General features: G+C 64.4%; 20 protein-coding genes and 2 tRNA genes. 10 read left to right on the top strand and 12 right to left on the bottom strand.

Going from position 1 to position 17,951, the window contains the following annotated elements:
- Nucleotides 1–30: 30 nt before the first annotated feature.
- Nucleotides 31–2,007, bottom strand: coding sequence for a threonine--tRNA ligase (thrS, locus tag ACFQMF_RS07345; RefSeq protein WP_256409484.1), 1,977 nt, complete (start codon nt 2,005–2,007; stop codon nt 31–33).
- Between the two features lie 146 nt (nt 2,008–2,153).
- Here thrS and ACFQMF_RS07340 point away from each other — a divergent pair, with 146 nt between their 5' ends.
- Nucleotides 2,154–3,134 carry a PLP-dependent cysteine synthase family protein gene (locus ACFQMF_RS07340; RefSeq protein ID WP_256409483.1) on the top strand — a complete coding sequence of 327 codons (981 nt, stop codon included), beginning with the start codon at nt 2,154–2,156 and terminating at the stop codon, nt 3,132–3,134.
- Between the two features lie 24 nt (nt 3,135–3,158).
- On the opposite strand, the gene ACFQMF_RS07335 is transcribed toward ACFQMF_RS07340, so the two are convergent.
- Together ACFQMF_RS07335 and ACFQMF_RS07330 are read right to left on the bottom strand one after the other, a co-directional pair.
- Nucleotides 3,159–3,581: a CoA-binding protein gene (locus ACFQMF_RS07335; protein ID WP_256409482.1), complete on the bottom strand. Its 423-nt coding sequence runs from the start codon at nt 3,579–3,581 to the stop codon at nt 3,159–3,161.
- A 58-nt stretch (nt 3,582–3,639) separates the two neighbouring features.
- A complete protein-coding gene (locus ACFQMF_RS07330) occupies nt 3,640–4,242 on the bottom strand; it encodes an RAD55 family ATPase (RefSeq protein ID WP_256409481.1) in 603 nt (200 codons plus the stop codon).
- A gap of 211 nt (nt 4,243–4,453) precedes the next feature.
- Between ACFQMF_RS07330 and ACFQMF_RS07325 the strand changes: the two genes are divergently transcribed.
- The 3 genes from ACFQMF_RS07325 (at nt 4,454) to ACFQMF_RS07315 (ending at nt 5,778) form a co-directional block, all read left to right on the top strand.
- Nucleotides 4,454–4,528, top strand: a tRNA-Arg gene (locus ACFQMF_RS07325).
- A 286-nt stretch (nt 4,529–4,814) separates the two neighbouring features.
- Nucleotides 4,815–5,333 carry a DUF7342 family protein gene (locus ACFQMF_RS07320; RefSeq protein ID WP_256409480.1) on the top strand — a complete coding sequence of 173 codons (519 nt, stop codon included), beginning with the start codon at nt 4,815–4,817 and terminating at the stop codon, nt 5,331–5,333.
- 4 nt (nt 5,334–5,337) lie between these two features.
- Nucleotides 5,338–5,778, top strand: a complete 441-nt coding sequence (locus ACFQMF_RS07315; protein ID WP_256409479.1) for a hypothetical protein — start codon at nt 5,338–5,340, stop codon at nt 5,776–5,778.
- Nucleotides 5,779–5,920: 142 nt separating this feature from the next.
- On the opposite strand, the gene ACFQMF_RS07310 is transcribed toward ACFQMF_RS07315, so the two are convergent.
- On the bottom strand, nt 5,921–6,220 hold the full coding sequence (locus ACFQMF_RS07310; RefSeq protein WP_256409478.1) for a hypothetical protein: 300 nt from the start codon (nt 6,218–6,220) through the stop codon (nt 5,921–5,923).
- Nucleotides 6,221–6,835: 615 nt separating this feature from the next.
- On the opposite strand from ACFQMF_RS07310, the gene ACFQMF_RS07305 reads away from it, so the two are divergent.
- The 3 genes from ACFQMF_RS07305 to ACFQMF_RS07295 all read left to right on the top strand — a co-directional run bounded on the left by ACFQMF_RS07305 (nt 6,836) and on the right by ACFQMF_RS07295 (nt 8,811).
- Nucleotides 6,836–7,993, top strand: a complete 1,158-nt coding sequence (locus tag ACFQMF_RS07305) for a tyrosine-type recombinase/integrase (protein WP_256409477.1) — start codon at nt 6,836–6,838, stop codon at nt 7,991–7,993.
- 187 nt (nt 7,994–8,180) lie between these two features.
- Entirely contained in the window at nt 8,181–8,327 is a 147-nt protein-coding gene (locus tag ACFQMF_RS07300) for a hypothetical protein (protein WP_255150403.1), read from the top strand.
- 34 nt (nt 8,328–8,361) lie between these two features.
- Nucleotides 8,362–8,811, top strand: a complete 450-nt coding sequence (locus tag ACFQMF_RS07295) for a hypothetical protein (RefSeq protein WP_256409476.1) — start codon at nt 8,362–8,364, stop codon at nt 8,809–8,811.
- A gap of 131 nt (nt 8,812–8,942) precedes the next feature.
- Here the strand turns inward: ACFQMF_RS07295 and ACFQMF_RS07290 are convergent, their stop codons facing one another.
- From ACFQMF_RS07290 to ACFQMF_RS07255, 8 genes are all read right to left on the bottom strand, one after another.
- Nucleotides 8,943–9,962 carry a tyrosine-type recombinase/integrase gene (locus tag ACFQMF_RS07290; protein ID WP_256409475.1) on the bottom strand — a complete coding sequence of 340 codons (1,020 nt, stop codon included), beginning with the start codon at nt 9,960–9,962 and terminating at the stop codon, nt 8,943–8,945.
- Between the two features lie 281 nt (nt 9,963–10,243).
- Nucleotides 10,244–10,462, bottom strand: a complete 219-nt coding sequence (locus ACFQMF_RS07285) for a YgaP family membrane protein (protein ID WP_256409474.1) — start codon at nt 10,460–10,462, stop codon at nt 10,244–10,246.
- A 73-nt stretch (nt 10,463–10,535) separates the two neighbouring features.
- Nucleotides 10,536–10,799, bottom strand: coding sequence for a DUF7123 family protein (locus ACFQMF_RS07280; RefSeq protein WP_256409473.1), 264 nt, complete (start codon nt 10,797–10,799; stop codon nt 10,536–10,538).
- Complete coding sequence (locus ACFQMF_RS07275; RefSeq protein WP_256409472.1) at nt 10,796–11,059, bottom strand: DUF8028 family protein; 264 nt, start codon at nt 11,057–11,059, stop codon at nt 10,796–10,798. Before ACFQMF_RS07275 ends, ACFQMF_RS07280 begins: the two co-directional genes overlap by 4 nt.
- A 298-nt stretch (nt 11,060–11,357) precedes the next feature.
- Nucleotides 11,358–11,532 (bottom strand) — tRNA-Trp (locus ACFQMF_RS07270).
- A gap of 138 nt (nt 11,533–11,670) precedes the next feature.
- A complete protein-coding gene (locus tag ACFQMF_RS07265) occupies nt 11,671–11,892 on the bottom strand; it encodes a DUF5795 family protein (protein WP_092565533.1) in 222 nt (73 codons plus the stop codon).
- Between the two features lie 75 nt (nt 11,893–11,967).
- Complete coding sequence (locus tag ACFQMF_RS07260) at nt 11,968–12,996, bottom strand: DUF5794 domain-containing protein (RefSeq protein ID WP_256409471.1); 1,029 nt, start codon at nt 12,994–12,996, stop codon at nt 11,968–11,970.
- Nucleotides 12,997–13,203 (bottom strand): DUF8099 family protein, encoded by a 207-nt coding sequence (locus ACFQMF_RS07255; RefSeq protein WP_256409470.1) that lies wholly within the window; start codon nt 13,201–13,203, stop codon nt 12,997–12,999. It abuts the gene before it with no gap.
- 387 nt (nt 13,204–13,590) lie between these two features.
- Here ACFQMF_RS07255 and guaB point away from each other — a divergent pair, with 387 nt between their 5' ends.
- The 3 genes from guaB (at nt 13,591) to ACFQMF_RS07240 (ending at nt 17,935) form a co-directional block, all read left to right on the top strand.
- Nucleotides 13,591–15,078: an IMP dehydrogenase gene (gene guaB, locus ACFQMF_RS07250; protein WP_256409469.1), complete on the top strand. Its 1,488-nt coding sequence runs from the start codon at nt 13,591–13,593 to the stop codon at nt 15,076–15,078.
- 136 nt (nt 15,079–15,214) lie between these two features.
- On the top strand, nt 15,215–15,802 hold the full coding sequence (locus tag ACFQMF_RS07245; RefSeq protein WP_256409468.1) for a HalX domain-containing protein: 588 nt from the start codon (nt 15,215–15,217) through the stop codon (nt 15,800–15,802).
- Nucleotides 15,803–15,955: 153 nt separating this feature from the next.
- Nucleotides 15,956–17,935: a DEAD/DEAH box helicase gene (locus ACFQMF_RS07240; RefSeq protein ID WP_256409467.1), complete on the top strand. Its 1,980-nt coding sequence runs from the start codon at nt 15,956–15,958 to the stop codon at nt 17,933–17,935.
- Nucleotides 17,936–17,951 lie beyond the last annotated feature (16 nt).

Genomic DNA, 17,951 nt, shown 5'->3' with positions numbered 1-17,951 from the left:
GGCGGGGCGAGCGCCCGGGAGCGGCCGGGGTCACGCCGCGTCGACGAAGTCGGGCTCGGTCCGCTTCTCGTCGCGCTCGTCGGTCAGGTGGTCGACGAAGGCGTCGAGCTCGACGTCGCCGCGCTGGTTCTCGAAGCGGTCGCGCACCGAGACGGTGCCGGCCGCCTCCTCGTCGTCGCCGACGATGACCATGTACGGGAGCCGGTCGTCGTGGCCGGCGCGGATCTTGCGGCCGACCGTCCAGTCGCGGTCCTCGACCTCGACGCGGAAGCCGGCCTCGGCCAGCTCGTTTTTCACCTGGTGGGCGTAGCCGAGCGTCTCGTCGGAGACGGGGAGGATCCGGACCTGTTCCGGCGCGAGCCACAGCGGGAAGTCGCCGTCGAAGTGCTCGATGAGCACCATGAAGAAGCGCTCGTAGCTCCCGTACAGCGCGCGGTGGATCATCACCGGCCGGTGGTCCTCGTTGTCCTCGCCGGTGTACGTCAGGTCGAACCGCTCGGGCATGTTGAAGTCGAGCTGGACGGTGGGGCCGTCCCAGACGCGGCCCAGCGCGTCCTCGAAGCCGAAGTCGATCTTCGGGCCGTAGAAGGCGCCGTCGCCGGGCTCGACGTCGTAGTCGTAGCCGCCGGAGTCGAGCACCTCGCGCAGCTGCTCCTCCGCGGACTCCCAGATCTCGTCGCCGCCGACGGACTTCTCCGGGCGGGTCGCCAGCGCGACCTCGACGGAGAGGTCGAGCGTCTCGACGACCTCGAAGATCATCTCGATGACGGACTCGATCTCCCGGCGGATCTGGTCGGGGCGGACGAACAGGTGGCCGTCGTCGATGGTGAACGACCAGACGCGCGAGAGGCCGGAGAGCTCGCCGCGCTGCTCCTTCCGGTACACCTTCCCGTTCTCGAAGTAGCGCTGCGGGAGGTCGCGGTACGACCACGACTGCTGGTCGAAGATCGTCGCGTGGCCCGGGCAGTTCATCGGCTTGAGCCCGTACTCCTCGTCGTTGACGTCGAGGAGGAACATGTCGTCCTTGTAGTTCTCGTAGTGGCCGGACTTCTTCCAGAGCTCGGTGCGGAACACGTGCGGGGTCTCGACCTCCTCGTACCCGTTCTCGCGGTTGAGCTCGTTCGCGAACTCCGAGAGCTCGCGGAGCACGGTCTTGCCCGGCGGGTGGTACAGCGGGAGCCCGGGCCCGGTCACCGTTGGGATGGAGAAGAGGTTCATCTCCTGGCCGATCTTCCGGTGGTCGCGCTCCAACGCCTCCTCGCGCAGTTCGAGGTGCTCTTCGAGGTCGGACTCGGAGGCGAAGGCGGTGCCGTACACGCGCGTGAGCGTGTCGTTGTCCTCGTCGCCGCGCCAGTACGCCGCGGAGACCTCTAGGAGGGCCGCCGCGCCGATCTCGCCGGTCGACTCGACGTGGGGGCCCTGACAGAGGTCGCGCCAGCCGTCCTGGACGTAGAAGGTCACTTCCTCGTCGTCGGCCTCCTCCTCCAAGATCTGCAGCTTGTACTCGTTGTCGGCGTAGATCTCCCTGGCCTCCTCGCCGGAGCGAACCTCGCGTTCGATGTCGTAGTCGGCCTCGATGATCGCCTCCATCTCGTCTTCGATCTCGGCCAGGTCGTCCTCGTCGAGGTCGACGTCGGTCACGTCGTAGTAGAACCCGTCGTCGGTCGGGGGACCGATGGTGAGCGTCGCCTCGGGGCGGAGCCGCTGGAGGGCCTGCGCGAACACGTGGGCGGCGGAGTGGCGCAGCACGGTGAGGTACTCGTCGGACTGGTCGGTGACGATCTCGACCCGCGCGCCGTCGTGGACCTCGGCGTGCTTCTCGACGAGCTCGCCGTCGATCTTCCCCGCCACGGTGTCGCGACCGAGCCCGGGGCCGATCTCGAAGGCGACGTCCTCTACTGTCGCCCCCGCCGGAACGTCCAGCTCTGATCCGTCCGGAAGGACGACCGTCACGTCGGCCTGCGCATCGGTCTCGCTCATACCTCTTCGGAACCGGACGAGGGGCATAAGTTTGTTCGATCCCCGGCACCCGTTGACGAGACCGTCGATCCGGTCGCGTCACGGGCGGCGGCAACGCCCGCCGACGGCGACGACAGGTGGCGGTCGACGCGGCCATGGAAACACGCAAAAGGGGCGGCAACGATTGCGGGAACATGACGACCCATCGGGAGCCCCTGTCGTCCGTGCTGGAGACGATCGGGGAGACGCCGCTCGTCCGGGTACACGACTCGCCGGACGCGGTACCGGTGTACGCGAAGCTGGAGACGTTCAACCCCGGCGCGAGCGTCAAAGACCGGATCGGGAAGCACATGCTCGAACGGATGCTCGAGCGCGGCGACGTGGGCGAGGGCGGCACCGTCGTCGAGCCGACCGCGGGGAACACCGGGATCGGCATCGCCGTCGCGGCGAAGCAGCTCGGGCTGGACGCCGTCTTCGTCGTCCCCGAGCGGTTCTCGGTGGAGAAACAGCAGCTCATGCGGGCGCTCGGCGCGGAGGTTGTCAACACCCCGAGCGAGGACGGGATGGGGTTCGCCATCGACCGCGCGCACGAGATCGCCGACGAGCTCGACGACGCCGTCGTCCCCCAACAGTTCTCGAACCCGCTCAACGCCGAGGCCCACTACGAGACCACCGCCCCCGAGATCGACGAGGCGCTCGACGGCGAGGTGGGCGCCGTCGTCGCGGGCGTCGGCACCGGCGGGACGCTGATGGGGACGGCCCGCTACTTCCGCGAGCGCGACCCCGACACCTGCGTCGTCGCGGTCGAGCCGGAGGGGTCGGCCTACCGCGAGTTCCTCGGCGAGGAGGTCGACCACGGGGCGTACAAGACCGAGGGGATCGGCACCCACGACATCTCGCGGAACGAGCTGTTCGACCCCGACCTCGTCGACGACATCCTGACCGTTCCCGACCGCGCGGTCCACGAGGAGATGGGCCGGCTCGCGGCCGAGGAGGGACAGCTCGTCGCCTCGTCCGCCGCCGCGAACGCCATCGCGGCGAAGCGGGTCGCCCGCGAGGTCCGCGACGGCGACATCGACGCCCCGCACGACGCCGTCGTCACGATATTCTGCGACTCCTCCGAGCGCTACCTCTCGAAGGGCGTCTACCGGAGCTTCGAGGAGTGGGAGGGGTGAGCCCTCTGCCGCCGGTCCCCGCCGTCACCCCCGGAGGCGACCGTGTTCGACCTTCATACAGCGGTCCTGTACGACCTCGATCCCGTCGGCCTCGGCGGCCGCGGCCGCCTCGTCGTGGCCGATCCCGAGCTGGAGCCACGCCGCGCCCGCGTCGCCGCGCGCCGCGTGTCGCTCCCGCACCGCTTCGAGGATCTCCGGCACCTCCTCGCTCGGGCGGAACACGTTCACGAGGTCGACCTCGGCCTCGACGTCCGCGAGCTCGTCGAACGCGGGCTCGCCGAGGACCTCGTCGGCGAAGGGGTTCACGGGCACGATCCGGTAGCCGTGCCGCTGGAGGTACGCCGGCACGTCGTGGGCCGCCTTCCCCGGCGTCGTCGAGCAGCCGATCACGGCGACCGTCTCGGCGTCGAGCAGTCGGTCGAGTCCCTCGTCGTCGGTGGTGGGCATGGCCGGGCGTACGCGGTCGCGGGAATTAAACCGCCCGGCGGTCGCCCCCGCTCGGCGCTCAGGCCAACCGGATACTCGGCTCGTCGTCCTCGGAGAGCGTGACGACGCCGTCGAAGAGCTGCTTGATCGTGTTCATCGCCTGGTCGTCGTGGGAGGTCGAGTCGATGCTGAACAGGCCCAGCCCGTTCACGCTCTGGATGCGTCCGGTGAACACGTGGAGGAACCGGAACACGGTCTGGAGGTCCGAGTACATCAGCAGCGTCGAGAGCGAGTGGACCATCACGCGGTTCCGGTCGATCCCGCGGTCGCCGAACGCCTGCAGGAACTCGGAGAGCTTGATCCCGATGCCCGTCATGTCGACCGGGGAGGAGGCGTACTTGATACGGTCCGACTCGCGGGCGTCGCCGACGCCCTGCTGGCGCGTGACGCAGTCGACGACGGCGACCGGCTTCCCCTCGTACGCGGTTCGCTTCTCGTAGTCTTTCAGCACCCGGTCGGCGCCGTCCTTCGTGGTGACGACGATCGCGCCGTCGCCGCGGTCGGTGCCGGCGGCCAACACGTCCATCATCATGGACCGCTTGCCGGTCAGCGGCGGGCCGGTGAGGAGGAGGTTCGTCCCGGGGTCGACCTCCTCGTCGAAGTGCGGCCTCAGGTCATACATGGGCGCACCTCGGCGACGGCGAAAGCGACCCGGGCCTCTCGTTCGGCCGCGAGGCCGTACGACCAGAACACATCTACTACGGAAACCATGCTCGGTCCCGATAATATTCTTTTTGATCGGTCACGGCCGCGACCCGACGGCCGCCCGCGATGACCGCCGATCGGGTCCGAACCGCGGGAGTTAAAACGTCCAGCGGAATACCACACGGCACGGGCGCTTAGCTCAGTCTGGATAGAGTGCTTGGCTTCGGACCAAGTTGTCGCGGGTTCAAATCCTGCAGCGCCCATCCTGCCGCATAACACCTAGGAGTCAACAGACGGCGACGAGGTGTATTTAAACCTTTCTCCGATATTGGAGTAGAGTTCATTATGCCACGTCATCCCCATCTCCTCCGTCGTGCGATTTGCTAGAGTCAAGATTACCGTAGTTCATAATAAAGCTACTGACGCTTGACCTTCTGGAGAACGATTCAGCCTCTCTCGTGGTCAGCTCGCCACCTCTGATGACATCGTTCTTGTTCAATAGTTTGTGTCCCCAATAGAATTATTGTAGTTCAGCGCTAACCGCTACGCATGACAGATGAATCTGGGGCCGAGCTCTGGAAAGAGCACCAGAGTGCCTTTGACCGCGTGCGCGCGGTCGCCGTTACAGTTTCCGAGCCTAAGCCGGCTGACTGGATTGCAGAGCAGGCCCACGTCGCGGGAAATACTGCGCGCGACCACCTCCAACGCCTCGTGGAAATGAATGTTCTCCGAACCGCTACCGGAGGGACTGCAACCCGGTACGAACCCGACCCGCTCTACACGCGAATGCAAGCTCTCCGCGACCTCCTCGACAACCGGACCCGCGACGACCTTCTCGAACTGCGTGGCGACCTACAGGAGCAGGTCGAGGAGTGGAAAACCGAGTACGACGCGGATTCACCGAGCGACCTTCGCGAGCAGGCGGCACATGCCGATACTGCCGAGGCAACGCGAGAGATGCGCCGGACTGCGAACGACTGGGACATCATCTCGTATCGTCTCCAACTTGTAGAGGACGCTATCGAGCATTACTCTGACTACGCTGGAAGTACCCCAGCACCTGCCTGACCGGATGTTCGCGTTCGACGGCGGCTACGACCCCGGACAGGCATCGCACACGATTCTACTCGAACTCAGACGCACGATTGAGCGACACCCTACCGTCCAACATGCGAGTGGGGAGCCGCCCGGCCAATTCATCCGTGTCGTTGCGACACTTGACCCTGCTATCCTCGGCAGCGAAGCGGACGAGGGAACACTCACCCTTCGGTGGTACGCGGGCGAGGCTGCCGACGCAGACCCCGAATTCGCCTTTCATTACAGCGAAAGCTCGGGCTTCGACTGTGGGTGGCACCACGAACCGAATCCGCACGTGGATGGATGGGCGCACTATCAAGAACGCCCGGCGGCTAATGACGAGTACGTGTATGAGGCTATCTCCTTCCGCAGTCTCCAGCCAGTTCCGTTGCTTTGGGAAATCCTTGACCGCCTTGAAGCCCGCCTTATTGACTAAGTCGCCGAGTGTATGTAGTTTAGACTATTCTCACTGTGTGTCTGTGGATGTTGAAAGCCATTCGAGTATGAATCACAACGAGGCGCACAAGTTAGTGAACGTAGACGGTAGCAGTTTCTGCTACTAACGGTGGACGATGTCGTCACGTTGATTGGCCGAAATGCTCCTCAGCTTTCTCACGGAACCACGTCTTGAATTGCTCATACTTCTCGTGTTCGTAGATATCCGTGGCAGACGACCGCCACAGTGTCCCGTGCCGAGCATAGTAGATGCCGACTTCAGAGAAACGAGGCATTTCATCTAACTCGTCTCCCGCGAGGTCAGCTAACACGACATACCCGACAAGCTGACGCCAATAATCCGGTTTCAATTTGAGATTCTTGACGGTCTTGATGTCGACGAGCATCTCGTCAAGGACGATGTCTGCATCTGCTCCACTCACCAAGCGTGATGCGGACCCGAACGTGGGATTTAGCAGTACGTGATTCGCTCCCCGGAATTCATCTCGCGGAATAATGTCGTACAGACAGCGGCTGCTGGAGGCCTTAGGTGCGATGAGAACTCCACAATCTTCGCAGAAGTTCATGTAACGTACAGAATCGAAGACAAGATAGTCATATGCTATGTGGTGCCCTCAACGAGCTTGTCGTCATCAGTCGAATTTCTTGGGTAAGAGGTCGGTCTTTTGTAAAGGGAGTCTCGACCGAAATGCTCGCGATACCATATTGGACAAACGTCTAATATTATCCAGAATATAGGGCTGCCCCTAGCGAAGATAGCCGATGTGAAAATGCCGATTATTCTCGAACAACACAGACAATTGAAATCTGGGTATAGGGCACAGTAACCCTGAATTTGGCTATTTAACTTCTTCTACTTTCTCAGTCTTTCCTCCATCTAGTATATGAATCCTTCTACTTTAGAAATTCCAAAACTAGTCACACTTATACTACATTCAGACGTTTGTAGGAGTAATGGAAACGAATGAATCGGCTGTGATTGACCCGTGCATGAATCTCAGTAAAATGCCGTCTTTCTTCCGCGAGGTGAGCCACAAATGAGCGCTGCTGACGACACATCTCCGAAGGTCTCTGACCTGTCTGCGGAAGAGATGATGCAGATGTTCACGGACAAGATGTCGGAGGAACTGAGTCCATCACTCTCGTCAAAGACACCGAAAGAGGCCGTGGACAAATACTTCCAGACCCGAAATATGAGAGCTGGTACTGAGTACACGCACCGTTCTGCCTTGTACAACCACTTCGTTGTCTGGTGTGATGAGGTGAGGGGAATCACTGACCTGAGCGAATTAACGGGTAACGACCTCGCGGATTACCGTGTCTGGAGGCGAGAAGAAGCACCGACGAAGGTCAAGAAACTACGACCCAAGTCAGAAGAGACGCAGCAAAAGATTCTTCGAGTGTTCATCAAGCGATGTGAGCAGTGGGAATTCGTCACGCCCGGTCTACACGAGTACGTCCTCATACCGAAGGTCAGCCGAAGTGACGAGGTTCGAGATGAAATTCTCGATTCACACACTGCGAAGCAAATACTCGATTGGCTTGCTCGGTACGAGTATGCGAGCCTTCACCACGTCATCTGGCTCCTGTATGCAGAGAGTGGAGCACAATTGGGTGGAATTCATTCGCTTGACGTGTCGGACTACGTGTCCCAGAGGGAAGGTGGGTATCTGAAATTGAGACACCGACCGAAGACGGGAACGACACTGAAGAATGGTGAGGAGGGTGAACGCGATGTTAGTATTACTCTGGACGTTTGTGACGTTCTGGATGACTACCTTGATGATAAGCGGGTGGACCAGTCAGACGAGTACGGCCGAGCACCGTTGCTGACTACCTCGCATGGGCGAGTTTCGAAGTCGACCATTCGCACGTACTTCTACGCGTGGACGCGTCCCTGCGCTATCGGTATGGAGTGTCCCTACGGTAGAGACCCGCGTGAGTGCGATGCCGCCAAGAGAAATAACTGGGCATTCAAGTGCCCAGACAGTCTGAGCACCCATCCGGTTCGGAAAGGGTATATCACAGCCAGTCTCAAGGATGCGATTCCAAAGATGGTACTCTCAGAGAGGTGCGACGTATCCGAGAAGATTCTCGACCGGCACTACGACTTCCGGACCAAGCAAGAAAAGATGGAGGCCCGGATGAGGTTGATGAAGATGGCACACCAACAAAACCAGAAATATGGCGCATAGAGGCCTTTCCATCAAATAATTCCTTAGAGGGCACGAAACAGCAGATAGCGGAAGCTCTGAGTTTTCCCACAGTAGCTCATACTTTGACTGAAATCACAATGACCTTCATAGATGGTTTCCAGACTTCCACTTTCGGAGCTGATGGCTAGGGAGTAGATTTATAGCGATGAATCACTTAACTGCTCGTATGTCGACTGAATTCGCTCGGGAACCCGCTCAGTCAGAGGGAGACGATGAGCCCTCTGTACCGGTAGAGGTTCTCGAAGCGATTGATAACCTTGCAGAGGGCAACACCGCTAGCAAGGACGAAATCGAAGCCGTTCTCAAATTTTAAACTTTTAAGTCGCATTACCGTCTCTTGAAGCTGTGTGGCGCATATTCCTCTAGGCGGGTCTGAAGAGACGCACATTATATTTGATGGGAGGTTCCCTAACCATCTCGCTGGTCTGAGTGCTTCCGAACAAAAGAACCTACTAACGAAACTCAGGAATATCGCGAAGGAAACTGCGCCGCCTGACGGGTATGTTTACGAACAAATTGGAAACTTAGATATAATCAAATTCAGCGAAGCGGGCCGTGTATACGCAAAAGTAGTCACGTTCATACCCGAGGGCAATACTAACTATCATATAATTTACGTTCTCTACGTTGACGAAGACCACGAATATGACCAAGGCGAACTGGGAAAATTCAGCCAGCAAGCCCAACAGAAACTTGATATGATTACAGATTTGGACACGGTTGAAGATGTTGATGCATATCTTGAGGAGCATAATTCGCTGACTGCCGGCGACTTAGATGACCTTCTGGACGGGTAGATAACTTCTTACAAGTTTCCAGTAGAACGGTCCAGAAAGACTGGTAGCCAGACATCCTACGAGCACTGCCGGACACCGTAGGAGTAATAAAAAGTTGTGAATACCGACTCACGGTTGTTGTGTAGTTTGGATTATATATTGTTGAGGTATTTTCTCCGCTGTTCCATCTTCGTTTTCTCATCCCGCCGGTCGTAGTGTTTGTCGAGGGTATCTGGGTTCACGTTCGCACGGGCTGAGACGACCTCAACCGGAACATCCGAGCTGAGATGATGCGTTATCGCACCTCGGCGAACAGCGTGCGATGACACGCTCTCGGGACACTTCGATGCGTGGACGTACTCCGCAGCTTCGCATTCTTCCGGGTCCCGATTGAGAGGACATTGAAGTCCAATTCTACACGGCCGCGACCAGTTGTACACAATCGTCGTCGGCGTGGTAGCGTGCATTCGTCCGTGTGGTGTTGCGATGAGTGGCTCCCTCCCGAATTCATCAACAACATCCGGTCGTTGGTTGTCTATCCAGTCATCAAGCAGAGCACAGACCTCCGAAGAGAGCGCGACGAACCGTTCTCCCACCATTTTATTCTTGATTGGCGTGTCCGTCTCTGGTCGATGGCGAATTTCCAGCGACTGGTCGTCTGGATGGTAGTCCGACAAATCGAGTGTTCGGACTGCTCCACGACGGAGCATCGTATGCCACTGGAGCGTGAGAACCACGTGTGCTCGCGAGGCATACTCGTATTTCCCCAAGTGGGTCAGGATGGCTTCGGCCTGCTCGGGAGTGAGCCGGTCGTCCCGTACGTTTTCGTCGGCATCAAGGTCGGGTGAGAGAACTTTCTCGCTGAGGTCGGGTTTGACTGCGTCGACAGTCTCTAGGAACCGGATGAACACGCGAAGCGTATCCATCTGCGTTTTTTCGGTGACCGGTTTGATTTCCCCGTCGTGGCTTCGCCGCCATAGTCGGAACTCGTGGAGAAGACGGCCGGTGAGCTCGTTGAGATTCGTGATTTCCTTTTCGTGTTCACACCAGCGGACGAAGTGTCCGAGGCGGGATTTGTGGGAGCGAAGGGTCGATTTGGCCACTTCGCGTCGTCGATGGTCGATGTACAGTGCGAGTGCTTCGTCGGGCGCGATTGGTTCGAGGTCGTCCATAGTTGGTCCAGCAAATCCCAGTCGGGAGGCGGCGGATTCTGGACCAGCCTGCTGATTGATACTAGGTTGTTACGGGGTGGACAGGGTTCCTGCAGCGCCCATGATTTTGCGACGACCGCACAGGAAGAGCTAAATCCGGGTCGAAGGTTTGAATCGGGGTATGAAGCGAGGCGGGACGACCGTGGTTCACGATCCCGCAGCGCTCATTTTTGCGGGTCGTTTCGAAACGAGCTCCGAATCGCTCGGAATCGCTGTCGCTCGGACGGACACCGAGCGGGAGTTCAGTCCGCCGGACAGCGGTCGATTCCGAGCACGCGGTAGAGGAGACACCGACGCGTCGCGCCCTCGACGATCAGGACCGCCCCCGCGACGCCGAGTCCGACCGCGGAGACGACCGGAACGGTCAGGCGCCCGGTTGCCGCGAGGACCGCGAGCACGGCGATCGCGACGCCGGCCGCGATCCGGACGAGCGCGTCGATCCGCCCGATGTTTCGTTTCACGCGGTATGCTAAGGGCTGCCCGAACAAAATTCCGTGGTGTCCGCGTAACGGCTTACGGCCCGACAGCGACTCGCTACGCCGGGGCGACGCGCCACGTCGTCGCGCCCGTGTACGACCACTTCTCGATCTCGACGTCCTCCATCGAGTCCCGAAGTCGGACGATCAGCGCGCCGATCTCCTTCGGCGAGAGGCCGACGTCGTCGGCGATGAACTTCGCTTTGAAGTACGTCTCGCCGTCCGCCGCCTCGGTCCGGAGGAACTCGGCGAGCCGATCGGCCTTCGACGCCGACGGTTCGGGCTCGGCGGCCGAGTGAACGGTCTCTTCGGTCGCGCTCATGCGTGACCCCCGGAACCGTGGTGGTCGTGACCGACGACGACGCAGGCGACGTGGAGGACGATGAGCGCGAGCGGACGCCACCCTTGCTCGAAGCCCGCGACGCCGTACGCCGCGGGCACGTACGCGATCGGCAACAGGATCGCCGCCCAGAAGGCGACGGCCCGAACGCTCGCGACCGCTCGGTTCCAACACGCGCTCGACAGGGTGGCGCCGATCCGTATCGGCGCCCGAATCGATCGGGAGGACGTTTTGCTTGACATGGGGAACACCGGACGTACTCGTCGCATGGACGGCCGGCATCATATAAGGGGCAGAGCGTTGTCGCGGCTTCGCCTGGATTAACGATCGCTCCGGTCATTTCGAGACTGTTTACCGATGTGGCGCGATCGTTCAAAACGCTGTCAGAGGCAGTTAGAAAATTTATAACTGTCTGAGGGGCGCTCGTTTTCGGAAGCTTCTGGTCAGTGGTCGGACGCCGGATCGCCGTCGCTCCCCGGTCGAAACCCTTCACTCGTCACATCGCCGCCGCTCGCGACGTCGTGCGCGGCGGCAGAAAAATGGGGCCGGAGGGATTTGAACCCCCGATCGACTGATATCTCCGGTGCGCCTCGGAACTCCAGAGGGTCGTCAACGCGAGCGATGATCAGTCGCCCGCTCGGTATATCAGTCTGGAGCGTCGTCCCAGGCGCGGACCTCTGGAGTCAGTCGCCATGCCTGGCTTGGCCACAGCCCCACGCGGTGTCGCATCGAGACGTTGCCGAAAGACGGGTAAAGGGGTTTCGATCGCGAGCGATTGAGGGACGGAAGGGCGACGCGATCGGCGTCGAACACCGGATCGCCCTCGACCGTCACGACCGACGCCTCGCCTCCGTCAGCGGTCGTCGTCGCTCCAGTCGCATTCCTGGCATTTGAACCCGGTGACGAACTCGGTGACGCTCGGCATGTAGCCGACGGTGATGACGTCGCCGCCGCACTCCGGACAGTCGCGGTCGGCGTCGGCGATCGACTCGGCTTCGAGCACCGGCTCGCCCTCGACCAGCTCGGCGAGCTTCTCGGGCGTCACCATCCGCCCCTGAACGACGCGATTGGACATACACGGCGTAGCGGACGGAGCACCTAAACCCCGGCGACACGCCGGAGCGGGGGCCGATCGGTTCCGGGCCGACGCCTACAGCCAGGGAGCGCGGGAGTCGTCGTCGGTGAACGGGTCGGCGTCGTCGTCCGGGTCGCGGTCGCCGCCGTTGGCCAACGCCGTCACGTCGTCGCTGACGATCGGACCGGGAGCGTCCGGCGGGGTGTCGAGCGGCGGGTCGGTCGGCGCGATCCCCTCGTCGCCGGGGGTCTCGTCGTCCGCCGGGCCGTCCGCGTCGCCGCCCTCCGCGTCACCGTCGCCATCGCCCTCCGCGTCACCGCCGACGGGCCCGTCGTCCGGCGAGTCGCCGTCGGCGTCCGCGACGGGACCCGCGTTCGGGTCGTAGGCGAACAGCGTGGTGACGGCGAGGACGGCCAGCGCGATCGGCGCTTCGGTCTGCATCAGGTCGAACGGCCCGAGCAGGATGGGGAGCGCGAGCACGCCGAGCGCGACCGCCGAGCCGAACCGGAAGCGGTCGATGTCGACGCGGCCGCGGAGGTGCGGCGACAGCAGCGCGATCGACAGCGCGAACGCGACGCCGACGCCCGCCGCGGCGGCCCCGTTGACCACGTACTCCGGCGACGTCTCGATCGCGAAGCCGCTGGGGTCGAAGCTCGCGACGAGCCCGAGCGCGATGATGACGCCGGGGCTCGGCAGGAACTCGCCGATCTCCGAGCTCGCGGTCTTGGCGGCGATCGTGAGGATCACCAGCCCGGCGAACCGCTCGAAGACGGGGAGGTTGAGGAAGCCCCTGAACGTGGGGGCGAACGCGGCTTCGAGCGCCGCCAGCGGGACGACCACCGCGCCGATCAGCAGCACCGAGGTCACCATCTCGCGGCGGCTGCCGTCCATCTCGGCGAGGATCACGGCTGCGGTCGCCGATCCGCCGAAGATGAGGATGCCGGTCTCGACGACTCCGGTCGCGGTGCTCAACACGCCGGCGACGACGAGGGCGGGGAAGATGCCGTCGATCAGCGGCAGCACCATGACCGTCGCGAGCAGCTTCGTCGCGCTGCCCACCTGCCGCTCTAAGCGGAGCGCTATCGGGTGGCGTGAGACGCTCATTCAGGGGCGATGTCCCTGACCGACGGGGAGACGGTGGGAAGCGGACGACCCGCGATAGCCGAGGGCCCGGCGTGCGGAGTCGAAGCCGAAGGCGGCCCGACGAGCCCATGTGAAGAGTTTGCGCGGATTGCCGGCTGTAAAGGAGGCGCCGAGGACGCGGATCGGCTGGCCGGCGGTGCGCGCGTTCATGGAACTGTCGGAGTCCATACTTCGTATACGCGTTTCGGTCGCGTTAAAGGTTGTGTGAGACCCGTCCGCACGACACGGACGATCGCCGGCGTCCGCTTATGAGTGCGGGCGGGAACCGACGGCCGATCGCCCGCTCCGCCGACGATCCGTCGCCGAACCCGGCGCCCGGGCGTCGAATCGCGGATCGGTTCGGGCATGCGAAATCGAACGAGGCGGCGGCGGCCGCCGGGACGGAACGCCAACGATGTCGGCGACGTGAGACCACGGTGATAGCCCCGGTCGACACCGGCCTCGTCGTGCTCTGTTCGATCCACGAATTCGCATATCTGCCGGCCAGGAATGAGAACGACGTGCACGTCCGTGCTGACTCGCAACGTTTTTTATTCGGCACTCACGACGGTTTATATGGAGACAAACTCCGGTCGATTCTCTGCGAAGCTCGACGTGCCGGAAGCGCTGACGTTCGACGACGTGCTCCTCCGCCCCAAGGAGAGCCGGGTCGAGCCCGACGACGCCGACCTCTCCGCGCGCGTCTCGAAGAACGTCGAACTCACCGTGCCGGTGCTGTCGGCGGCGATGGACACCGTCACCGAGAGCGACCTCGCGATCGCGATGGCCCGCGAGGGCGGGCTCGGTGTCCTCCACCGCAACATGACCGTCGAGGAGACGGCGGCCGAGGTCGAGCGCGTCAAGCGCGCCCACGAGCTCGTCATCCGCCGCGAGAACGTCGTGACGGTCTCGCCCGACGACACCGTGCGCGAGGCCGACGCCGTGATGGAGCGACAGGGCGTCTCCGGCGCCCCCGTCGTCGCCGGCGACGACACCGTTCTCGGGATCATCTCCGGCACCGACATCCGCCCGTACCTCGAGGTCGGCGAGGACGACGCCGTCAGCGAGGCGATGACCGACGAGGTCATCACCGCGCCGGAGGACGTCGAGGCGCGCGAGGCGCTCGAACTGATGTACGACCACAAGATCGAGCGCGTCCCGGTCGTCGACGGCGACGACCGGCTCGTCGGGCTCGTCACGATGCAGGGGATCCTCCAGCGCCGCGAGCACGAGGACGCCGCCCGCGACGGGGAGGGCCGCCTGCTGGCGGGCGTCGCCGTCGGCCCCTTCGAGGAGGAGCGCGCGATCGCGGCCGACGAGGCCGACGTCGACGTGATCTTCATCGACTGCGCGCACGCTCACAACCTCAACGTGCTCGACTCGGCGCGGGCGATCAAAGGGACCGTCGACGCCGACGTCGTCGTCGGCAACGTCGGCACGCGCGAGGCCGCGGAGGCCGCCGTCGACTTCGCCGACGGGCTGAAGGTGGGGATCGGGCCGGGCTCGATCTGCACCACGCGCGTCGTGAGCGGCGCCGGGATGCCGCAGATGACCGCGGTCTCGGAGGTCGCCGACGTGGCGACCGAACACGGCGTGCCGGTGATCGCCGACGGCGGCATCCGCTACTCCGGCGACGCGATCAAGGCGCTCGCCGCGGGCGCGAACGCGGTCATGCTCGGATCGTACTTCGCCGGCACCGACGAGGCGCCGGGCCGCGTCATCACGATGCAGGGGAAGAAGTACAAGCAGTACCGCGGGATGGGCTCGGTCGGCGCGATGAAGTCGGGCGGCGGCGACCGCTACCTCAAGGAGGAGGAGGAGGACGAGGAGTTCGTCCCCGAGGGCGTCGAGGCCGCGACCCCGTACAAGGGGAGCCTCGCCTCGGAGCTCCACCAGCTCACCGGCGGGATCTGCTCCGGGATGGGGTACGTCGGCGCCGAGACGGTCCCCGAGCTGCACGAGCGCGCGGAGTTCGTCCGCGTCTCCAGCGCCGGGCAGACCGAGGGGCACCCACACGACGTGATGATCACGGACGAGGCGCCGAACTACAGCCCGAACGAGTGACCCGGCCGGCGGTCGGGCGACCGGCGGGCCGATCCGGCGGGGTCCGGTAGCGGCGGTGTGGGCCCGAAGAGGTATTTTAATATAGCCCGCGGAACGACGAAAGGTGTGAGCGAATACCTCGTCGCTCCGAGAACCCATGAGTGAGCAACCGCCGCTCGTCCTCGTGGTCGAGGACGAACCGGATTTGGCCGACCTGTACGCCGCGTGGCTCGGCGACGAGTACCGCGTCCGGACCGCGTACGGCGGCCAGGAGGCGCTGGAGCAGCTCGACGAGGCCGACGACGACGTCGACGCGATCCTCCTCGACAGGCGGATGCCGGGGCTCTCTGGCGACGAGGTGCTGTCGGCGGTGCGCGAGCGCGGGATCGACTGCCGGGTCGCGATGGTCACCGCCGTGGAGCCCGACTTCGACATCCTGAAGATGGGGTTCGACGACTACCTCGTGAAGCCGGTCACCAGCGACACCCTCAAGGAGACCGTCTCGGGGCTGTTGCGGCGCGGCGAGTACGACACGGAGATGCAGGAGCTGTTCTCGCTGACCTCGAAGAAGGCGATGTTGGAGACGGAGAAGAGCGCGACGGAACTCGCCGACAACGACGAGTACCAGCGGCTCACGGACCGGATCGAGGAGCTGCGGTCGCGGGCCGACGAGTCGCTGGAGGCGGTGACCGAGGACGACGATGACTTCAAGAAGCTGTTCCAGGAGTTCGACGACGGGGAGTGACGGGCCGGCCGCGGACCGCCGCCGGGCCGCCCCCGGCGGGCGTCGGTCGTGTTCCCGCGGTCCGTAACCTGACGCGCTGTCCGTAAGCCGACGGTGCCGCCGGTCCCGTCCCCGCCGACTATTTAAATACGGTCCGGCCGAACCGACGATCGAATGCGCGTCAGCGACCTCCCGCTCGCGGAGCCGCACGTCGACCACTTCGCCGAGCGGGGGATCCGGGAGCTGTACCCCCCGCAGGCGGCCGCCGTCGACGCCGGCGTCTGCGAGGGCGAGAACGTCGTCGCGGCGATCCCCACCGCCTCGGGCAAGACGTTCGTCGCCGAGCTGGGGCTGTTGACCGCGGACGGGCCGGGGCTGTACGTCTGCCCCCTCCGGGCGCTCGCCCGGGAGAAGTACGAGGCGTTCGCGGCGCTGCCCGGCGTCGACGTGGGGATCTCCACCGGCGACTTCGACGCCGCGGGCGAGGCGCTCGCGGGCAACGACGTCGTCGTCGCCACCAGCGAGAAGGTCGACTCGGCGATCCGCAACGGCGCCGCCTGGGTCGACGAGCTCGCCTGCGTCGTCGTCGACGAGGTCCACCTCCTCGGCGCGGAGCGCCGCGGCCCGACCCTCGAAGTGACGCTCGCGACCCTCCGCCGCCGGAACCCCGACGTGCAGGTCGTCGCGCTCTCGGCCACCGTCGACAACCCGGAGGCGATCGCCGGGTGGCTGGACGCGACGCTCGTCGAGTCCGACTGGCGTCCGGTCGACCTCCGGACCGGCGTCGCCGTCGGCGGGCGCGTCGAGTTCGACGACGGGACGGCGATCGACGTCGCGGTCGAGGGGGGAGCGGGCCCCGGAGAAGACGGCGACGATGACGCCGACGGCGACGACGCCCCCGACGACACCGAGGTCACCGCCGCGCTCGTCGCCGACACGGTCGCCGACGGCGGGCAGTGCCTCGCGTTCGTGCGGTCCCGGACGGAGGCGGTCGCGCTGGCGGAGCGGCTCGCCGAGGACGGGCTCGGAGCGGAGATGGGGGTCGAGTCGGCCGCGGCGGCCGCCGCCGACGAGGTCGAGGCGGTCGACGGCACGGTCACCGGGCGACGGCTCGCCGACTGCCTCCGGTCGGGCGTGGCGTTCCACCACGCCGGGCTCCGCTCGGGGCACCGCTCGGTCGTCGAGTCGGCGTTCCGCGACCGCGACGTCGCATGCATCTGCGCGACGCCGACGCTCGCCGCCGGCGTCAACGTCCCCGCGCGCCGCGTCGTGGTCCGCGACCAGAAGCGCTACGCCGGGTCGGCGATGGAGTGGCTCCCGACGCTGGAGGTCCACCAGATGTGCGGCCGCGCGGGCCGCCCCGGGCTCGACCCCCACGGCGAGGCGGTGCTCGTCGGCGACGCCGACAGCGAGGCCGAGCTCGTCGAGCGCTACGTGGAGGGCGAGCCGGAGGCCGTCGAGTCGACGCTCGCGGACCCCGCGTCGCTCCGGACCCACGTCCTCTCGGCGGTCGCGACCGGCTTCGCCGAGACGGAGGAGGAGATCCTCGGCGTCTTCGAGGGCACCTTCTACGCCCGGGAGGCCGGCGCCGGCGGCCTCGCCGACGCCGTCGCCGTCGCGGTCGACGACCTCGTCGCGGCCGAGATGGTCCGCCGGGAGACCGGGGGCGTCGACGACTACCGGCTGGTCGCCACGCCGGTCGGCGAGACCACCTCGAAGCAGTACGTCAGGCCGGAGACCGGCGAGCGGATCGTCGCGGGGCTCCGGACCGCCGCCGAGATGGCCGACGCGACGACGCTCACCGCCTTCGAGGTGATCTGCGACACCCCCGACATGCAGGACACCTACCTCGGCAACGAGGAGCGCGCCGAGATCTACCGGTTCGCCCGGGCGAACGCGGGGCGGCTGACCACGGCCATGGGCGAGACCGACGAGTTCGAGGAGTGGTTGGAGTCGGTGAAGACCGCCCGGATCCTCGACGAGTGGATCGGGGGCGCGACGGTCGAGGAGCTCGTGGAGGCGTACCGGATCGGCCCGGGCGACCTCGACTCGCGGATCGAGCGCGCCGAGTGGCTGCTGAGCGCGGCCGAGGCGCTCGCGGAGACGGTCGGCGTGAGCGTGCCGGCGGTGTCGCGGGCGCGGGCTCGGTTGTAGCCGGAGTGAAGAAGCG

Origin of the sequence: Halorubrum rutilum (assembly GCF_042665015.1) — an archaeon.
Taxonomy (GTDB): domain Archaea; phylum Halobacteriota; class Halobacteria; order Halobacteriales; family Haloferacaceae; genus Halorubrum; species Halorubrum rutilum.
This window is presented reverse-complemented; position numbering and strand designations above follow the sequence as displayed.

Coding starts and splice junctions, on each gene's coding strand:
- thrS (WP_256409484.1), bottom strand. CDS start 2,007: ATGCCCCTCGTCCGGTTCCGAAGAGGTATGAGCGAGACCGATGCGCAG.
- ACFQMF_RS07340 (WP_256409483.1), top strand. CDS start 2,154: ATGACGACCCATCGGGAGCCCCTGTCGTCCGTGCTGGAGACGATCGGG.
- ACFQMF_RS07335 (WP_256409482.1), bottom strand. CDS start 3,581: ATGCCCACCACCGACGACGAGGGACTCGACCGACTGCTCGACGCCGAG.
- ACFQMF_RS07330 (WP_256409481.1), bottom strand. CDS start 4,242: ATGTATGACCTGAGGCCGCACTTCGACGAGGAGGTCGACCCCGGGACG.
- ACFQMF_RS07320 (WP_256409480.1), top strand. CDS start 4,815: ATGACAGATGAATCTGGGGCCGAGCTCTGGAAAGAGCACCAGAGTGCC.
- ACFQMF_RS07315 (WP_256409479.1), top strand. CDS start 5,338: ATGTTCGCGTTCGACGGCGGCTACGACCCCGGACAGGCATCGCACACG.
- ACFQMF_RS07305 (WP_256409477.1), top strand. CDS start 6,836: ATGAGCGCTGCTGACGACACATCTCCGAAGGTCTCTGACCTGTCTGCG.
- ACFQMF_RS07300 (WP_255150403.1), top strand. CDS start 8,181: ATGTCGACTGAATTCGCTCGGGAACCCGCTCAGTCAGAGGGAGACGAT.
- ACFQMF_RS07290 (WP_256409475.1), bottom strand. CDS start 9,962: ATGGACGACCTCGAACCAATCGCGCCCGACGAAGCACTCGCACTGTAC.
- ACFQMF_RS07280 (WP_256409473.1), bottom strand. CDS start 10,799: ATGAGCGCGACCGAAGAGACCGTTCACTCGGCCGCCGAGCCCGAACCG.
- ACFQMF_RS07275 (WP_256409472.1), bottom strand. CDS start 11,059: ATGTCAAGCAAAACGTCCTCCCGATCGATTCGGGCGCCGATACGGATC.
- ACFQMF_RS07265 (WP_092565533.1), bottom strand. CDS start 11,892: ATGTCCAATCGCGTCGTTCAGGGGCGGATGGTGACGCCCGAGAAGCTC.
- ACFQMF_RS07260 (WP_256409471.1), bottom strand. CDS start 12,996: ATGAGCGTCTCACGCCACCCGATAGCGCTCCGCTTAGAGCGGCAGGTG.
- ACFQMF_RS07255 (WP_256409470.1), bottom strand. CDS start 13,203: ATGGACTCCGACAGTTCCATGAACGCGCGCACCGCCGGCCAGCCGATC.
- guaB (WP_256409469.1), top strand. CDS start 13,591: ATGGAGACAAACTCCGGTCGATTCTCTGCGAAGCTCGACGTGCCGGAA.
- ACFQMF_RS07245 (WP_256409468.1), top strand. CDS start 15,215: ATGAGTGAGCAACCGCCGCTCGTCCTCGTGGTCGAGGACGAACCGGAT.
- ACFQMF_RS07240 (WP_256409467.1), top strand. CDS start 15,956: ATGCGCGTCAGCGACCTCCCGCTCGCGGAGCCGCACGTCGACCACTTC.